Here is a 16,240-nt window from a genome sequence, read left to right as displayed (position 1 = left end):
GCACGCATTCCGCGCGCGGCCATCGCCTTTTTTATTTTGCGTACGGACAACTACTGCCATGGGCCATCAGACACCGCTTTACAACGAGCATCTCTCGCTGCACGGCAAGATTGTTGATTTCGCCGGCTGGGACATGCCCATCCACTATGGTTCACAGGTCGAAGAGCATCATCAGGTACGGCGCGATGCCGGCATGTTTGATGTCTCGCATATGACTATCGTTGACCTGCGCGGCGCCAGGACACGTGCCTTTCTGCAACATCTCATCGCCAACAACGTCGACAAGCTCAAACCACAACAGGCACTTTACACCTGTATGCTGAATGAGCAGGCAGGTGTCATCGATGATCTCATCGTCTACTTCATGGAAGAGCAGTGGTTCCGGATGGTGGTGAATGCCGCCACCCGCGACAAGGACATGGCCTGGATTAACACCCAGGCGGCGGCATTCGGCGTCAGCGTAACGGAACGACCCGAGTTGGCCATGATTGCCGTACAAGGCCCGCAGGCGCGCGAACGCGTGGCGAACGTGCTGGCCGACAGTGGCGAGCACACCCTGCGTGATGCTGCCCTGCAACTTAAACCTTTTTATGCCGCCTGCAGCGGCGATATCTTCATCGGCCGCACCGGCTATACCGGTGAAGACGGCTTCGAGGTACTGCTGCCGGGGCAGGCAGCAGTACCACTGTGGCGCGCATTGCTGGCCCAGGGTGTGAAGCCTGTCGGGCTGGGCGCGCGCGACACGCTGCGACTGGAAGCCGGCATGAATCTCTACGGCACCGATATGGATGAAACTATCTCACCGCTGGAGTGCGGGCTGGAATGGACTGTGGCGTGGGAACCCAAAGAGCGGGGCTTCATCGGGCGCAGTGCACTGGAAGCTCAAAAATCACAAGGTGCTACACGTAAACTGGTGGGGCTGGTACTGGAAAACAAAGGCGTACTGCGCAACCATCAAAAGGTCATCGTCGAGGGTGTTGGCGAAGGTGAAATCACCAGCGGCAGCTTCTCCCCCACCCTGGGCCAGGCCATCGCACTGGCGCGTGTACCCGCCACCACTGGCGCACAGGTGGCCGTCGACATTCGCGGCACGCTGCATCCGGCGCGCGCGGTGAAACCACCTTTTGTACGTGGCGGCAAATCCTTAATCTGAAATTTCCCGAGGATCAGACATGAGCACTATTCCAAAACATCTCAAGTACACCAAAACCCATGAGTGGGTGGAGCTGCACAAAGACGGCACGGCCACCATCGGTATCACGGATCATGCCCAGGACTTGCTCGGCGACGTTGTCTTTATCGATGTACCTTCGGTCGGCAAGCAGGTCGCAGCCGGCGGCGCCTGCGCCGTGGTCGAGTCGGTCAAGGCCGCCTCGGATATCTACAGCCCCCTTGCGGGAAAAGTGATCGAAGCCAACCCGGCACTCGCCGACCAACCCGAGCTGGTCAATAAAGATGCCTACGGTGCAGCCTGGATACTGCACCTCACGCCCACCAATGCAGCGGACATCGATGGCCTGCTGGACGCAGCGGGCTATGCAGCGTTGATCGCCGCCGACGCCCATTAAGCAGCCACATCATGCCCTTCATTCCACACACCCCGGAAGATGTCAGCGCGATGCTCGACGCCATCGGCGCGAAAAGCATCGACGAACTGTTTGAGGAAATTCCGGCGCAGCTGCGCAACTCAAGCTTGAACACGGTACCCACGCGCCTCCCGGAAATGGAAGCCGGCCGCCTGATGGCGGCGCGTGCCGCGCAGGATGGCGCACCGCTGTGCTTCATCGGCGCTGGGGCGTACGAGCACCACATCCCTGCTGCGGTGTGGGAGATTACTACGCGCGGCGAATTTTATTCCGCCTACACACCGTACCAGGCGGAAGCGAGCCAGGGCACACTGCAATTGCTGTACGAATTCCAGACCATGATGACCCAGCTCACCGGCATGGAGGTCTCCAATGCCTCGCTCTACGACGGCGCCTCGGCACTGGCCGAGTCCGTACTCATGGCGGTGCGTACCCACGGCAAATCACGCCGCGTGCTGATGCCTGCCACGGTGCATCCGGCCTATCGGGCAGTCGTGCGCAGCATTGTGCAGCACCAGCACATCGAGCTGGTTGAGCTTGCCTATTGCACAGACGACGGCTACACCGTGCCGGATTCGCTGCAACGGTTTAACCCGGACGAATTCGCCGCACTGGTCATCCCGCAACCGAACTTTTTCGGCGTACTGGAAGAAGTCGATGCGCTCACCGACTGGGCACACCAGCACAATCTGCTGGTCATTGCCGTGGTCAACCCGGTGTCGCTCGCACTGCTCAAGCCACCGGGTACGTGGGGTGAAACCGGCGCCGATATCGTGTGTGGTGAAGGTCAACCGCTGGGCGCACCGCTGTCCTCCGGCGGCCCCTATTTCGGCTTCATGTGCTGCAAGAAAAAATATGTGCGCCAGATGCCGGGGCGCATCATCGGCCGTACCGTCGACCTCGATGGCAAACCGGGTTACTCACTCACGCTGCAGGCACGCGAGCAACATATCCGCCGCTCCAAGGCGACCTCCAACATCTGCACCAATCAGGGTCTGCTGGTCACCGCCGCTACCATCCACATGGCGCTGCTGGGACCTGAAGGCCTGGAACGCGTCGCGGCACAGAGCCACGCCAATACCCAACGGCTGGTGGACATGCTCTGCGCCATCCCCGGTGTCAGCCGGGTATTCCAGCGCCCGACGTTTCATGAAACGGCGCTGCGCTTTGACAAACCGGCACAGGAAATACTGCAGGCGCTCACCACAGACAACATCCTCGGCGGTTACGATTTAAGTACCGACTACCCCGAGCTGGGGTCAGCGATACTGGTCTGTGTCACCGAAACCAAACTCGATACCGATCTGGATGCCTATGCGGCCAGTCTGCGGCGCAGACTGGCCTGACACTTCTGCCTCACCCCAACAAAGGAGGAACATACGATGGCGACCATCACCCTGCAAGGCAACCCGATACACACCAATGGCGACCTGCCCAAGGTCGGCACCAAGGCACCTGATTTCAGCCTCGCCGATGTCAATCTGGCCAACAAGACCCTGGCCGATTTTCGCGGCAAGAAAAAACTGCTTAACATCGTGCCCAGCCTCGATACCCCGGTGTGTGCGCTCAGCACCAAGAAATTCAATGAGCATGCCCAGACCAACGGCGGTGCCGTGCTATTGATGATCTCCGCCGACCTGCCGTTTGCCATGAACCGTTTCTGCGCCGCAGAGAACACCCGGAATGTCGTCACCCTCTCCATGATGCGCGACCGGCATTTCGCCAAGGACTACGGGGTACTGATTGAGGACGGCCCGCTCGCCGGCATCACCGCACGCGCAGTAGTGGTGCTGGATGAAAACGACAAGGTGACATACACGGAACTGGTGCCCGAGATCGGGCAGGAGCCTGACTACGACAAGGCGCTGGCAGCGCTGAAGTAAGCGCCTACATGCAGCCGGGGCCGGGCTTGGCGCCGCAGGCGACCAGGATTCTGGCCAGCGGGCAGAATCCCGTGAACGCGGTTTGCAGCAGATTGGCCCCGACGAATGCAGTAACCCAGAGCCAGTAAGGCGAGTGCCATTGCGACAACACCAGACTGACAAGAATAACACTGCCTGCAAAGGCGAGCACGATGCGATCAGTCGTCATGATAGATAACCTCCATTAACCACTAAGCACACTACGCGCCATCAGGAGTGCGGTCAAGCTGGCCGCGAACACACCATGCTGATTTTTGAACAGTCACAACCCGGTCGCTTCAATGCATCGCAGTCGCCGCTCACCAGGGCGGCGGTCAGCGGCATACCCGCACACCTGCGCCGCACGCAGCGCCCGCTGCTGCCGGAGCTGTCTGAGATGCAGGTGGTGCGCCATTACACCCGTTTGTCGCAGAAGAACTTCTCCATCGACACCCAGTTTTACCCGCTCGGCTCCTGCACCATGAAGTACAACCCGCGCGCCTGCAACAAACTCGCGCTGCTGCCGGGCTTTACGGGCCGTCACCCGCAGGCGCCGGAGAATTTCAGCCAGGGCTATCTCGCCTGCATGTATGACTTGCAGGAAATTCTGAAAGACGTCACCGGCATGCAGGCCATCTCGCTCACACCGATGGCGGGCGCGCAGGGCGAGTTCGCCGGTGTGGCCATGATCCGCGCCTATCACGATGCGCGTGGCGACACGGCACGCACCGAAATCCTGGTACCCGATGCCGCCCACGGCACCAACCCCGCCACTGCCGCCATGTGCGGCTACACGGTGCGCGAGATCCCGACCGACGCCGACGGCGACATCGATCTGGAGCTGTTACGCGCCGCCGTCGGCCCGCACACGGCGGGCCTGATGCTCACCAACCCCTCGACACTCGGCGTGTTCGAAAAAGACATATTGGATGTACGTAACATTGTGCACGACGCAGGTGGTTTGCTGTATTACGATGGCGCCAACCTCAATGCCATTCTCGGACTGGTCAAACCCGGCGACATGGGTTTCGACGTCATCCACATGAACCTGCACAAGACCTTCTCCACCCCACACGGTGGCGGTGGCCCCGGCGCTGGCCCGGTGGGCGTGAGCGAGCGCCTGAAACCCTTTCTACCCATCCCCATCGTGGGCAAGGAAGCGAGCGGCCATTACCGCTGGCTCACCGAAAAAGACTGCCCGCAAAGCATCGGCCGACTGTCAGCCCACATGGGCAATGCGGGCGTGCTGCTGCGTGCCTATGTGTATGCGCGCCTGCTCGGGCGTGAAGGCATGCCCCGTGTCGCCCACTATGCGACTCTCAATGCCAACTACCTGATGGCCCGCCTCACCCAGGCAGGCTACACCGCCGCCTATGCCAATCGGCGCGCCACACACGAATTCATTCTTACCCTGAAAAAGCTCAAGGATGAGACCGGCGTCATCGCGATGGATGTAGCCAAGCGTTTGCTGGACTATGGCTACCATGCCCCCACGACCTACTTTCCGCTGCTGGTGCCGGAATGCCTGTTGATCGAACCGACAGAGACTGAGTGCAAGGAAGAGCTGGACGGCTTCATCGACGCCATGAAAAAAATTCTGGACGAAGCTCGCACATCGGCGGCTACCGTCAAGGGGGCGCCCTATACCACACCGGTACGCCGCCTCGATGATGTAAAGGCAGCGCGTGATCTCGACCTCGCCTGGAAACCGTAACCGGCCCCGGTAAAGACCGCCGGTATCTGATTGCGTAATACGGGAACAGCGGGCAAGTACCTCACCCGCCTGACATGCCTCTCTGAAGGCACCTCGAGCATTCAGTATCGGGTAGCACCGTAACAGGGCCTCTGGCCTGCGCGTTAACTGACTGCACCCTCCACTGTGTTACACTTTTATCTCCCTGTTCAACGTGTTGATTTGCGTCAGTCAACCATGCAAGCACCCAGCCATGAACAATAAAATATCGAAAGGTGGTGAAATCGCACGCCTTATCCGCGCCTTCGGATATTCACTGGCAGGCATTAAATCGGCATTTCAAAACGAAGCCGCATTCCGGCTCGAAGTGGCATTATTCACCGTGTTGGCGCCACTTGCACTGTGGCTGGGTGATAATGGCACGGAACGTGCTCTCCTGCTGGGTAGCCTGATGCTGGTGCTGATTGCGGAAGTCATCAACTCCAGCATCGAAGCCGTCGTCGACCGCATCGGCACCGAGCAGCACACGCTCGCCGGACGCGCCAAGGACATGGGCTCGGGTGCGGTACTACTCACCCTTGTCAACGCAGCCCTGATCTGGGCGCTGGTGCTGCTGGATCGATTGCATTTTTAACTATAAGAGGTTTATATGTCTGCGCTGATTTGCGGCTCATTCGCCTACGACACCATCATGGTGTTCAAGGACCAGTTCAAAAACCACATCCTGCCCGAGCAGGTTCATATCCTGAGCGTATCTTTTCTGGTACCGGAGCTGCGACGCGAGCTCGGTGGCTGTGCTGGCAACATTGCCTACAACCTCAGCCTGATTGGCGGCAAGGCATTACCTATGGGTACGGTTGGCAATGATTTCGGGCCGTATGAGGACTGGCTCGGTCGCTGCGGCATCAATAGCACGCATATCAAACTCATTGACCATAGCTACACCGCACAGGCGTTCATCACCACCGACATGGACGACAACCAGATTACCGCGTTCCATCCTGGCGCCATGAACTTTGCCCATGCCAACCGTGTGACTGATGCGACCGGGGTAACCCACGGCATTGTTGCCCCGGATGGCCGCGAGGGCATGATCGAACATGCCGCGCAATTCCACGCCGCCGCAATCCCTTTCATCTTCGACCCCGGCCAAGGCCTGCCCATGTACAACGGTGAGGAGCTGATGACCTTCATGCAACAGGCGACCTGGGCCGCATTCAACGAATATGAACTGCAGCTCATGCAGCAGCGCACCGGAAAATCGCTGCAAGAACTCTCAAGGCTCGTCGATGCCCTCATTGTTACCCACGGCGCCAAAGGCTCCAGCATTTATGCCGACAGCACCCACCTGGAAATTCCGGTAGCGAAGGTGAGTAAAGTCGTTGATCCCACGGGCTGCGGCGACGCCTACCGCGCCGGCCTGCTCTACGGCCTGATGAACGGCATGGACTGGAAAACCACCGGGCGGGTGGCGGCACTCATGGGTGCCATCAAGGTAGAGTGGGCGGGCACCCAAAACCACAGTTACAGCCGCGATGAATTTGCGGCGCGTTTCAAGGAAAATTTCGGTTACGCGCTATAGCGCCAGCCTTGCCGCCAGCGCCGCCTGCGTTTTAAGCGGCACCGAACACGTTACGCCCTCGCACACATAGGCCGTGACGCCTGTATCCGCACACTGCTGCGCCAGTATGCCGGGCAGATTTTGTTCGGTAGCAGGTATGGCAAAGCAGAGTCGCCGCAGCGCGTAATTTTCCCGGCAATACTCCACCCATGGCTGCATAGCCTCGCTATCGCCGCGCAGAATCACCATCTGCGGCGGTGACAGATGATCTTCCAGCGCGCTGAGCAAGGTGCCATGGGCGTAGGGCATGCGCACAATCTCCCCCCAGGCAGATTCAAGCGTGCGCGTGGCGGCCTCCAGATAGCGCGGCTCCCCCAGCAGATGGCCCAGTCGCCCCAGCGCCTGGGCCGCAATGCCGTTGCCGGACGGTGTCGCCTCGTCAGCATACGGTTTGGGCCGCTGAATCAGCTGCTCGTGATCGTCCGCCGTGAAGAAAAATCCGCCATCCGCCTTGTCACTGAAATGCGCCAGCATGGCATCGGCCACCTCGATCGCAAAATGCAGATCGCTGCTGCGCCAGCGTGCCTGCAACATCTCGAGCAGCGCATCCAGCAGAAATGCATAATCATCCAGATAGGCCGACAGATGGGCACGGCCATCCTTGCTGGTGGCAAGCAGTCGGCCATCGACCCAGAGCGTAGTGCGAATAAAGTCGAGGGCGTGCTCAGCAGAGACGATGCACGCAGGCGCATTGAGTAGACGCCCTGCCAACGCCATGCCCTTGACCATAAGCGCGCTCCACGCAGTAAGAATTTTATCATCGCGCCCGGGGCGCACGCGCGCCTCGCGCACGGTGAATAGCTTGTTGCGCGCCAGCTCCATAATTTCCGCCACCCGTGCTTCGGTCAAATTCAAAGCGCGCGCGATGGCGGTGCTGTCCTCCGCCACGTAGAAGTGCCAGGCATTGCCTTCAAAATTGGCCGCCTGATCCAGCCCGAAGCGGCGCGCGATGACCTCATACGCCTGCTCATCCAGCAGGGCATGCACCTCCTCCCGCGTCCATACGTAAAACCTCCCTTCGTGACCTTCCGAATCGGCGTCGAGCGCGGAGTAATAGCCGCCCTCGGCGGCCTGCATCTCACGCACTACCCAGCGCGCGGTTTCTATGGCAATGCGCTTGAACAAGTCATTCTGTGTACGTGCGTAAGCCTGTGCGTAAAGCCCGAGCAGCAGGCCATTGTCATACAGCATTTTTTCAAAGTGTGGAATCAACCAGCGTTCATCGACTGCATAGCGACAGAAACCGCCACCGAGTTGATCGTAGATGCCGCCCTGCGCCATCGCCTGCAATGTGGCGGTGGCCATGTGCAACGCCTCAGGATCCGGCTCGCTGCTGTATGCCTGATGCCGCAGCAGGCGCTCGATGTGTGGTGGGTGCGGGAATTTTGGCGCAGCACCAAAGCCGCCGTGACGCTCATCGAAACTCGACCCCAGCTGCTGCCGTGCGGCTGCCAGTGGTGCCGCGCTGAGTTGCACCTGCCCGCACTGTGTCGGAACTACTGTAAGCGCCGCCAGCAGAGTCTTGTTTTGCGCCTCAATCTCGTCACGCTGGTCTTGCCAGGCGCCTGCGATGCGTTGCAGCAGATCCGCAAACGCTGGTAACCCATAGCGTGCCTCACGCGGGAAATAGGTACCCCCAAAGAACGGCGTGCGACTGTCGGGGGCAAGCACCATGGTGAGCGGCCAACCGCCGCCACGCCGGTTGAGCAGGCGGTGGGCTTCCTGGTATATGCGGTCAAGGTCAGGGCGCTCCTCGCGATCAACCTTGATATTCACAAATAACGCATTCATGACAGCAGCCGTGGCACTGTCTTCAAATGACTCATGCGCCATCACGTGACACCAGTGACATGCGGAATATCCAATCGATAGCAATATCGGCTTGTCCTCATGGCGTGCACGTGCCAACGCCTCCTGCCCCCATGGATACCAGTCCACCGGATTATGGGCATGCTGTAGTAAATAGGGGCTGGTTTCATGGGCCAGCCGGTTTACGGACGGAGCTGTCATGGTCATTGACCTTTTCGTACTACCTTATAGTTAACTATACGCTTGGGCTTGGGCGCTCGCCCCGCCTGCATGGGTAACACGCATGCGGGGTAAACATGCGCGTCCTGATTATAGAAGACAACCCCATATCGCAGCTAATGTTCGCGACTTCCTTGGCAAGCGAGGAGACATGTCACAGACACCGCCGGTGATGGTGTCACAGGCCTGCATTTCGCGGTTGTCAATAACTACGACGCTATCGTGCTTGATCTCAAGCTGACAGGCACCGAGATCTGCCGCAAACTGTGCCATGACGGGCGCAAATCCACCACGGTTCTGAGGCTCACTGTGCGTGATACGCTCCCGGACAAGCTCAAGGGGCTCGACAGCGGGCGGATGATTATCTGGTCAAGCCGTTTGCATTGCAGGAGCTGGAGTCACGCCCGCAGGTGCAGGCCCGCGGTGACAACCGTTTCGGGATACCCCCCGCCATTGCCGGGCTGGCACCCGGGTGCGCCTGCTCTTCAGCACTCCTCCTGCCCACCCACGTCTGCCTGAGCCCAGCAGTGCATAATGTCACCTGCGATTGACGCGTATTCCACTTCACGCCGCCGGCCGGCTGAGTCATAATTCCAGTCCATGCTGACCTATCCCGCCATTGATCCCATTGCCCTGCAGCTGGGACCGCTCAAGATTCACTGGTACGGCCTCATGTACCTCACCGGCTTTGCTGCGGCCTGGTGGCTCGGTATGCGCCGTGCCCGGCAACCGGGCTCGGCGCTCACGCCCCAGCATGTCCATGACCTCATTTTTTATGGCGCGCTGGGCGTGGTGCTGGGCGGGCGTATCGGTTACATCCTGTTTTACGATCTGGCGAGCCATCTTGCCGAACCGTTAAATATCCTCAAATTATGGCAGGGCGGCATGTCGTTTCACGGTGGACTGGCCGGTGTGCTGTTCGCCCTGTGGCTGTATGCGCGCAAGCTGCGACTTGGCTTCTTTGTGTTGACGGATTTCGTTGCGCCACTGGTGCCCATTGGTCTCGGCGCCGGGCGCATCGGCAACTTCATCAACGGTGAGTTATGGGGCAAGGTGAGCGATGTGCCGTGGGCCATGGTCTTCCCCGGTGGCGGTCCGCTGGCGCGCCACCCGTCTCAGCTGTATCAGGTGGCGCTGGAAGGTGTGCTGCTGTTTATTGTCCTGTGGCTGTATTCTGCCAAGCCGCGCCCGGTAATGGCAGTGTCCGGCATGTTTCTCCTGCTGTACGGGTTGTTTCGCTTTGCAGTCGAATTTGTGCGCCTGCCGGATGCGCATCTTGGCTATCTCGCGCTTGGCTGGGTAACGATGGGCCAGTTGTTATCGCTGCCCATGCTGCTCGCGGGTGCAGGCATGCTGTTATTTGCCCGGCGCAGGACGTGATCGGGTAAGATTTCCCCATGCAGCAATATCTACAATTTCTGAGGCACATCCGCACCCACGGCATTCGCAAGGAGGATCGTACCGGCACTGGTACGCTCAGTGTATTCGGCTACCAGATGCGCTTTCCGCTCGAGGCCGGCTTTCCGCTGGTGACCACCAAGAAGCTGCACCTCAAGTCCGTTATCCATGAAATGCTGTGGTTTCTGAGTGGCGACACCAACATCAAATATCTCAACGACAATGGCGTACGCATCTGGAACGAGTGGGCCGGCCCTGACGGCGAACTCGGCCCGGTGTATGGCGCACAGTGGCGGGCGTGGAAAACCGCAGCGGGCGACCGCATCGACCAGATCAGCGAGCTCATCCATCAGATCAAGACCAACCCGGATTCACGGCGCCTGATAGTGAGCGCATGGAACGTGGGTGAGCTGCCTCATATGGCGCTACCGCCGTGTCATGCATTTTTCCAGTTTTACGTAGCCGCAGGCAAGCTCTCCTGCCAGCTCACGCAACGCTCGTGCGACGCCCTGCTCGGCGTGCCGTTCAACATCGCCGAATACGCACTGCTCACCCACATGGTGGCGCAACAATGTAATCTTGCGGTAGGTGATTTCATCTGGTGTGGCGGCGACTGCCACATCTATCTTAACCACCTTGGGCAGGTGGATCTACAACTGACGCGCACACCCTACCCGCTGCCACAGCTTGTCATCAAGCGCACACCGGCGTCTATTTTTGATTACACATTCGATGACTTTGAAATCGTAAACTATCAGGCCCACCCGTCCATCAAGGCGCCGGTGGCGATCTGATACGGCATGATCTCGCTCATCGCCGCCATGGGGCGTAATCGCGTCATCGGCCAGCACAACACCTTGCCGTGGCGACTGCCCGCCGATATGCGCCATTTTCGCCGCGTCACAATGGGCAAGCCGGTACTGATGGGACGCAAGACCTTCGAGTCGCTCGGCAAGCCGCTCGCGGGTCGTACCAATATCATCATCACCCGCGATCCGACCTACACCGCGCCTGAGTGCCGCGTGGTGCACTCGGTGGCCGAGGCGCTGACGGCGGCCGGAGGCAGTGACGAAATCATGGTGCTGGGTGGGGCGGATATTTTTTCCCAGTTTCTGCCGCATGCCGCGCGCCTCTACCTCACCTGTGTGCATGGCGACTTTGACGGCGATGCCTTTTTCCCCCCTTTTGACACCGATGCCTGGGTAGAGACCGAGCGCACAGAGCATGCGGCGGATACAGAGAACCCGCATGCTTGCAGCTTTTTAACGCTGGAGCGGGCCTGACCACCCTTAGGGCCCTTGCCCCGCCTTACTGTTGGCGCTATGCTGAAAATGTTACAAAGCTGACCGCAATAGCCACGCCCATCCACTACATCAGGTCACGGAGGTGTCTCATGCAGGCCAATATCGGAAACACCGAAAGACTCATCCGCATCATCCTAGGTCTTGCGCTGCTGTCACTGTTATTTATTCTGGAAGGCAACGCAAGTTACTGGGGGCTGCTCGGTCTCATACCACTCGCCACCGCCGCCGTGCGCTGGTGCCCAGCCTGGAAGTTGCTGGGCATCAATACCTGCCCGGCGGGACAATGCACGCACGAGTGAATTGAGACGCTGGACGCTGCATTTCAACGCTGTCCGAACTGCTGCAGAGGTGGTATTGTGTTACGCACATCCTGTGTCGTGATATTTCTGTCCGTACTCGCATCCGCGGCTATCGCTGCGGATGCGACGTCTGCTGCGCCTGCCACACAGGCGGTTACGGAAGTCCTGGTAGACAATATCAACACCCGCGCCTGGAAACAGAGCTCATTCCGGGCCAGCCCCGACAGCAGACATATTGCCTATGTGTTGCAGGACGGCAATAAACAACGGGTGATTCTGGACGGCGCCAGGGGCAAGGCCTACGACGACATCGGGGTATACGCCAACTTCTTCAGCCCTGACAGGAGGCGCACAGCCTACATAGCGCAGCAAAAGGGTAAATGGTATGCCGTAATCGACGGCAAGGAAGAAGGCCCCTACGAGGCGCTGGTCAGTCCGCTGTTCAGTCCGGACAGCAAACGTGTCGCCTACAAGGCCATGACCGCCGACGGCAATATCTCGGTCATCATCAACGGGGTGGCGGGCAAACCTTATGACAGTATTGTCATTCGCTCCATCGTATTCAGCCCCGACAGTCGCCGTATCGGTTATGTCGCGCGCCGGCAAGAATCAGGGCGAGCACCGGTAGAGTTTGTTGTCGTCGATGGCACTGAAGGCAGCCCGTATGACGCCATCGGCGAAGACACCCTCAGCTTCAGCCCGGATGGACAGCGGGTGGCCTACCGCGCCATGCTGAATGAAAAGGAATTTGCGGTCATTGATGGCAAGGAACAACCGCGCTATGACGGTATCAACACCATCCACCCGGTCTTCAGCCCTGACAGCAAACACGTGGCCTACATCGCTGAACGGGGTAGTCGTCAGTTTGTCGTGCTGGATGGCAAGGAAGGCTCCGCCCACGGCAGCATCCAGAGTGCCTTGCCACAGTTCAGCCCCGACAGTCGCCACATTGCCTTTATCGCCCAGCACAACGAGCAGTACTACATCGTAATGGATGACCAGCCCGGCGGAAAATACGACACCATCACTATCGGCGGCCTGACCTTCAGCCCTGACAGCAAGCATGTCGCCTTTGTCGGCAAGCGCGGCGACAAGCACCTGCTGGTGATGGATGGCAAAACCTATGCCACGCACGATTACATCGGCGCACTGGCAGAGCCCTTCAGCCCGGACAACACGCGCTTCGCCTATCGCGCAGGCGCCAGCGACAAGGTATTCGCGGTCGTGGATGGCGAGCAGCAACAGGGCTACGATGCCATCGGCGAGGAAAGTCCGGCCTTCAGTCCGGACGGCAAACATGTTGCCTACCGTGCCCTGGCGGGCACCACAATGTATGTGGTGGTGGACGGCACCCCGGGCCCACCGTACGACCTGATTCTCAATAGCGTCAGATTTGATGGCAGCGAAGGGCTGCATTACGTCGCCTTCAAGGATGACAAGGCCTATCTGGTCAGCCACACGCTGCAACAGCAGGATGCCGTATCCGCGTCCGCCGCACTGGTCGCAGTGTTACATTAAGAATCTACTTTGTGTTGGCTGGCAGGGGGCGGCGCTGTGTACCGCACGCTACGTGCACCCGGCTGTGCTCCCGTCCATCGATACGCAGTGCACTCAAGCTGCCACCCCATACACAGCCGGTGTCCAGCGCATGCACACCGGGTGCGCTGGACACCCCCAGCGTTGACCAGTGGCCAAAGACGAGATTCAGATTGCGGCTGCGCCGCTCCGCCACCTCGAACCACGGCAGCCAGGGCGCGGGCTGGCTGCCCGGCGGCCCTTTCACCTGCAGCGCAAGGCGTCCCTGCGCGTCACAATAACGCAACCGGGTGAAGCAGTTGGTGATAAACCGCAGCCGGGACATACCACTCAATGCATCCGACCAGCTATCCGGCTCGCTGCCATACATCTGGCGCAGAAACGCCTCGCGTGCTGGCCCACGCAACACGGTTTCCACCTCGGTGGCGCAGGCACTGGCCTGCGCCAAATCCCATTGCGGTGGCAAGCCGGCATGAATCATGGTGAAACCCGTCGCTGCATCGTGGTGCAGCAGCGGCAAATGAGATAACCAGTCCAGCAACTCATCGCGGTCTGGCGCGGCCAGCACATCGGCGAAGGTGTCGCTGTCCCGGTAACGCTCGCACCCTGCCGCCACGGCCAGCAGATGCAGATCATGATTGCCGAGCACACAGTGGGCAGTAGGGCCAAGATTCTTGACGAAGCGCAGCACCTGTAATGACTGCGGGCCGCGGTTGACCAAGTCACCCACAAACCAGAGCTGATCACGCCCGGGCGCATATTCCACATGCGTCAGCAGAGCCTGCAGTTCAACATGGCAGCCCTGCACATCACCTATGGCATATATCGCCATCTCAGCCTACGGCATGTTCGCGGCAGATCAGGCTGATATCCTCGTTATCCAGCGCTTCCCCGGTCAGACCACAGCGGAATTTTCTGCCACCCTCCCGGAGAAGGTGGGTACAGGTATTGCAGACGCCGAAGGTGCGTGACTGGTTGGCCACTTGCAGGGCGCGCAGCAGTTCTACCATGGCCTCATCTATCTGGCGTGTTGCCGCCACACCGAGACTGGCATTGGCACGCCCCCAGACAGCAGGTGGCAACAGCTTATCCAGCAGACTGCTGCCCTTGGGGGTCAGTGCCACGCGGGTAACGCGGCGGTCATCCTTGTCTTCGCGCTTGGTCACCAGCCTCAGCCCCTCCAGCACCATCAGGGTCTGCGAGGCCGTGCCTTTGGTCACACCCAGGTAGTCAGTCAGCGCTGCCGGGGTATTGCTGTAACGGTTGGCGCGCGCGAAATACGCCAGCGCCTGCAGGTGCGCCGGTTGCAGACCATGCTTCGCACCCTCCTGCCGCAACTCGACCCGCAGCAGGTTGCTGATACGCTCCACCAGTTCATAGTCACGCAGTCCGCTCATGGCGATATAGTAGCGCCTCCATACTGTATTGACAAACGCTGATGTCCCGTCTTATAGTATCGACTCGATACCATAATACAGGAGGCTCCCGTCATGAACTACCGTATTCCCGCTGTACTGGTTGCCGGACTTATGTGTACCGCCGTCTGGGCGGGTGATGCCGGCGTAAGCTACCCGGATGGCTATCGAGACTGGCATCACGTCAAAAGCATGGTGATTCAGCCCGGCCACGCGCTGGAAAATCCGTTCGGCGGCATCCATCACGTATACGCCAACAAGAAGGCTCAACAGGGACTGAAAACCGGCAATTATGCCGATGGTGCCGTGCTGGTGTTTGATTTACTGCAATACAACGAGGGTGGCCATGCCCTGCAGGAAGGTGAGCGCAAACTGGTGGGCGTCATGCAACGCAACGCCAAGCGCTACAAGGAGACGGGCGGCTGGGGCTTTGAAGGCTTCGCCGGCAACAGTCACGACCAGCGTCTGGTCACCGATGGCGGCAAGTCCTGCTTCGCCTGTCATGCACCGCAGGAAAAATCAGGTTTTGTTTTCAGCCAACCGCGTAATTAAGAGCGATGCCCTGCATCTTGGCCCTCCCACGGGAGGGCTTTTTTCAGCGCTGCTCACCTCCGGCAACACGCAACAATATCCTATCCAGCATCCGTGCAGACAACAGCCGCCGCAGCACGGCGAAAAGATAACTCGGGAAGGTGACATAGTAGCGCAAGCGCGGGCGGCGGCTGGTCAGCGCATGCAGCACCTTGCGCAGCACGGCCTCGGGCGGCAGTGTGAAAGGCACCACCGGGCCGGCTTGGGTCAGGCGCCGCTCAAGTGCAGCATAACGCTCGCGGTGCGCGCTGTGCTCGGCGTCAATGTTGCGCTGGTAGCTGGCAAAAGCATTGGCGCGAAAGCGACTGCTAATCGGGCCGGGCTCGACGAGGGAAATATGGATGGCGGTGTCCGCCAACTCCAGCCGCAGGGTATCGGTAAGGCCTTCCAGCGCATACTTGCTGGCGTTATACGCACCACGGTAAGGCAGGGCAACAAAACCCAGTAGCGATCCGATATTGATGATGCGGCCATGACCCTGCTGGCGCATGACCGGGAGCAGCAGGTTAGTCAGCTCCAGCCAGCCGAACAAATTGGTTTCAAACTGGGCGCGCAATACCTCGCGCCGCAAATCCTCAACCGCCCCGGACTGGCCGTAGGCACCATTATTGATGAGCGCATCCAGGCGCCCGTGGGTACGCCGCAGAATTTCGTCCACGGCGCAACGTATGGAAACAGAATCGTCCAGATCGAGTTGCAGGCTTTCGATACCCTGTGCCGCAAGACGGGCCACATCTTCGGGTTTACGCGCCGTGGCAAACACACGGTGGCCCAACTCATGCAAGCTTTCCGCCAGGCACAGGCCGATACCGCTGGAACAGCCTGTAATCAGAATGGTTTGCGCACTGGCACCTGTCATGTTGGAAAC

Annotated in this window: 18 protein-coding genes and 1 pseudogene; 14 read left to right on the top strand and 5 right to left on the bottom strand. The window is 59.6% G+C overall.

All coding sequences use genetic code 11. The features are described from left to right. Positions 1 to 58: 58 nt before the first annotated feature. Genes gcvT through tpx form a run of 4 tightly spaced genes read left to right on the top strand, consistent with a single transcriptional unit; the run spans position 59 to position 3,469 of the window. Positions 59 to 1,153: a glycine cleavage system aminomethyltransferase GcvT gene (gene gcvT / locus Q8L89_04500; GenBank protein MDP1708307.1), complete on the top strand. Its 1,095-nt coding sequence runs from the start codon at positions 59 to 61 to the stop codon at positions 1,151 to 1,153. A gap of 19 nt (positions 1,154 to 1,172) precedes the next feature. Continuing rightward, positions 1,173 to 1,568, top strand: a complete 396-nt coding sequence (gcvH, locus tag Q8L89_04495) for a glycine cleavage system protein GcvH (protein MDP1708306.1) — start codon at positions 1,173 to 1,175, stop codon at positions 1,566 to 1,568. Positions 1,569 to 1,579: 11 nt separating this feature from the next. Continuing rightward, positions 1,580 to 2,932: an aminomethyl-transferring glycine dehydrogenase subunit GcvPA gene (gcvPA, locus tag Q8L89_04490; protein MDP1708305.1), complete on the top strand. Its 1,353-nt coding sequence runs from the start codon at positions 1,580 to 1,582 to the stop codon at positions 2,930 to 2,932. A gap of 36 nt (positions 2,933 to 2,968) precedes the next feature. After that, the gene (gene tpx, locus Q8L89_04485) at positions 2,969 to 3,469 is read left to right on the top strand and encodes a thiol peroxidase (protein ID MDP1708304.1); all 501 of its coding nucleotides are present in this window, start codon (positions 2,969 to 2,971) and stop codon (positions 3,467 to 3,469) included. 4 nt (positions 3,470 to 3,473) lie between these two features. On the opposite strand, the gene Q8L89_04480 is transcribed toward tpx, so the two are convergent. Continuing rightward, the gene (locus Q8L89_04480) at positions 3,474 to 3,677 is read right to left on the bottom strand and encodes a DUF2892 domain-containing protein (GenBank protein ID MDP1708303.1); all 204 of its coding nucleotides are present in this window, start codon (positions 3,675 to 3,677) and stop codon (positions 3,474 to 3,476) included. A 75-nt stretch (positions 3,678 to 3,752) separates the two neighbouring features. Here Q8L89_04480 and gcvPB point away from each other — a divergent pair, with 75 nt between their 5' ends. From gcvPB to Q8L89_04465, 3 genes are all read left to right on the top strand, one after another. After that, positions 3,753 to 5,201 carry an aminomethyl-transferring glycine dehydrogenase subunit GcvPB gene (gcvPB, locus tag Q8L89_04475; GenBank protein ID MDP1708302.1) on the top strand — a complete coding sequence of 483 codons (1,449 nt, stop codon included), beginning with the start codon at positions 3,753 to 3,755 and terminating at the stop codon, positions 5,199 to 5,201. Positions 5,202 to 5,433: 232 nt separating this feature from the next. Then, positions 5,434 to 5,814 carry a diacylglycerol kinase gene (locus Q8L89_04470; protein ID MDP1708301.1) on the top strand — a complete coding sequence of 127 codons (381 nt, stop codon included), beginning with the start codon at positions 5,434 to 5,436 and terminating at the stop codon, positions 5,812 to 5,814. 15 nt (positions 5,815 to 5,829) lie between these two features. Then, positions 5,830 to 6,762 carry a carbohydrate kinase family protein gene (locus Q8L89_04465; GenBank protein ID MDP1708300.1) on the top strand — a complete coding sequence of 311 codons (933 nt, stop codon included), beginning with the start codon at positions 5,830 to 5,832 and terminating at the stop codon, positions 6,760 to 6,762. On the opposite strand, the gene Q8L89_04460 is transcribed toward Q8L89_04465, so the two are convergent. Beyond that, positions 6,757 to 8,811, bottom strand: a complete 2,055-nt coding sequence (locus Q8L89_04460; protein ID MDP1708299.1) for a thioredoxin domain-containing protein — start codon at positions 8,809 to 8,811, stop codon at positions 6,757 to 6,759. The genes Q8L89_04465 and Q8L89_04460 overlap by 6 nt on opposite strands. Positions 8,812 to 8,906: 95 nt before the next feature. On the opposite strand from Q8L89_04460, the pseudogene Q8L89_04455 reads away from it, so the two are divergent. The 6 genes and pseudogenes from Q8L89_04455 to Q8L89_04430 all read left to right on the top strand — a co-directional run bounded on the left by Q8L89_04455 (position 8,907) and on the right by Q8L89_04430 (position 13,348). Next, a pseudogene (locus tag Q8L89_04455) lies at positions 8,907 to 9,233 on the top strand (response regulator). A 196-nt stretch (positions 9,234 to 9,429) separates the two neighbouring features. Beyond that, positions 9,430 to 10,209: a prolipoprotein diacylglyceryl transferase gene (gene lgt, locus Q8L89_04450; protein ID MDP1708298.1), complete on the top strand. Its 780-nt coding sequence runs from the start codon at positions 9,430 to 9,432 to the stop codon at positions 10,207 to 10,209. Positions 10,210 to 10,226: 17 nt separating this feature from the next. Continuing rightward, the gene (locus Q8L89_04445; GenBank protein ID MDP1708297.1) at positions 10,227 to 11,021 is read left to right on the top strand and encodes a thymidylate synthase; all 795 of its coding nucleotides are present in this window, start codon (positions 10,227 to 10,229) and stop codon (positions 11,019 to 11,021) included. Between the two features lie 6 nt (positions 11,022 to 11,027). After that, positions 11,028 to 11,510 carry a type 3 dihydrofolate reductase gene (folA, locus tag Q8L89_04440; GenBank protein ID MDP1708296.1) on the top strand — a complete coding sequence of 161 codons (483 nt, stop codon included), beginning with the start codon at positions 11,028 to 11,030 and terminating at the stop codon, positions 11,508 to 11,510. A gap of 110 nt (positions 11,511 to 11,620) precedes the next feature. Then, entirely contained in the window at positions 11,621 to 11,830 is a 210-nt protein-coding gene (locus Q8L89_04435) for a DUF2892 domain-containing protein (protein MDP1708295.1), read from the top strand. 57 nt (positions 11,831 to 11,887) lie between these two features. Next, positions 11,888 to 13,348 carry a hypothetical protein gene (locus Q8L89_04430; protein MDP1708294.1) on the top strand — a complete coding sequence of 487 codons (1,461 nt, stop codon included), beginning with the start codon at positions 11,888 to 11,890 and terminating at the stop codon, positions 13,346 to 13,348. A gap of 4 nt (positions 13,349 to 13,352) precedes the next feature. Here Q8L89_04430 and Q8L89_04425 read toward each other — a convergent pair whose 3' ends face one another. Then, positions 13,353 to 14,198: a symmetrical bis(5'-nucleosyl)-tetraphosphatase gene (locus Q8L89_04425; protein MDP1708293.1), complete on the bottom strand. Its 846-nt coding sequence runs from the start codon at positions 14,196 to 14,198 to the stop codon at positions 13,353 to 13,355. Between the two features lies 1 nt (position 14,199). Beyond that, the gene (locus Q8L89_04420) at positions 14,200 to 14,763 is read right to left on the bottom strand and encodes a MarR family winged helix-turn-helix transcriptional regulator (GenBank protein ID MDP1708292.1); all 564 of its coding nucleotides are present in this window, start codon (positions 14,761 to 14,763) and stop codon (positions 14,200 to 14,202) included. A gap of 93 nt (positions 14,764 to 14,856) precedes the next feature. On the opposite strand from Q8L89_04420, the gene Q8L89_04415 reads away from it, so the two are divergent. Beyond that, positions 14,857 to 15,333: a cytochrome P460 family protein gene (locus Q8L89_04415; GenBank protein MDP1708291.1), complete on the top strand. Its 477-nt coding sequence runs from the start codon at positions 14,857 to 14,859 to the stop codon at positions 15,331 to 15,333. A 43-nt stretch (positions 15,334 to 15,376) separates the two neighbouring features. Here the strand turns inward: Q8L89_04415 and Q8L89_04410 are convergent, their stop codons facing one another. Beyond that, the gene (locus tag Q8L89_04410) at positions 15,377 to 16,231 is read right to left on the bottom strand and encodes an SDR family NAD(P)-dependent oxidoreductase (GenBank protein ID MDP1708290.1); all 855 of its coding nucleotides are present in this window, start codon (positions 16,229 to 16,231) and stop codon (positions 15,377 to 15,379) included. Positions 16,232 to 16,240 lie beyond the last annotated feature (9 nt).

The organism is Gammaproteobacteria bacterium, assembly GCA_030680605.1.
Taxonomy (GTDB): domain Bacteria; phylum Pseudomonadota; class Gammaproteobacteria; order SURF-13; family SURF-13; genus JAQBXX01.
Note: the sequence above shows the minus strand (reverse complement) of the source record. Positions and strands in the feature narration are given on the sequence as shown.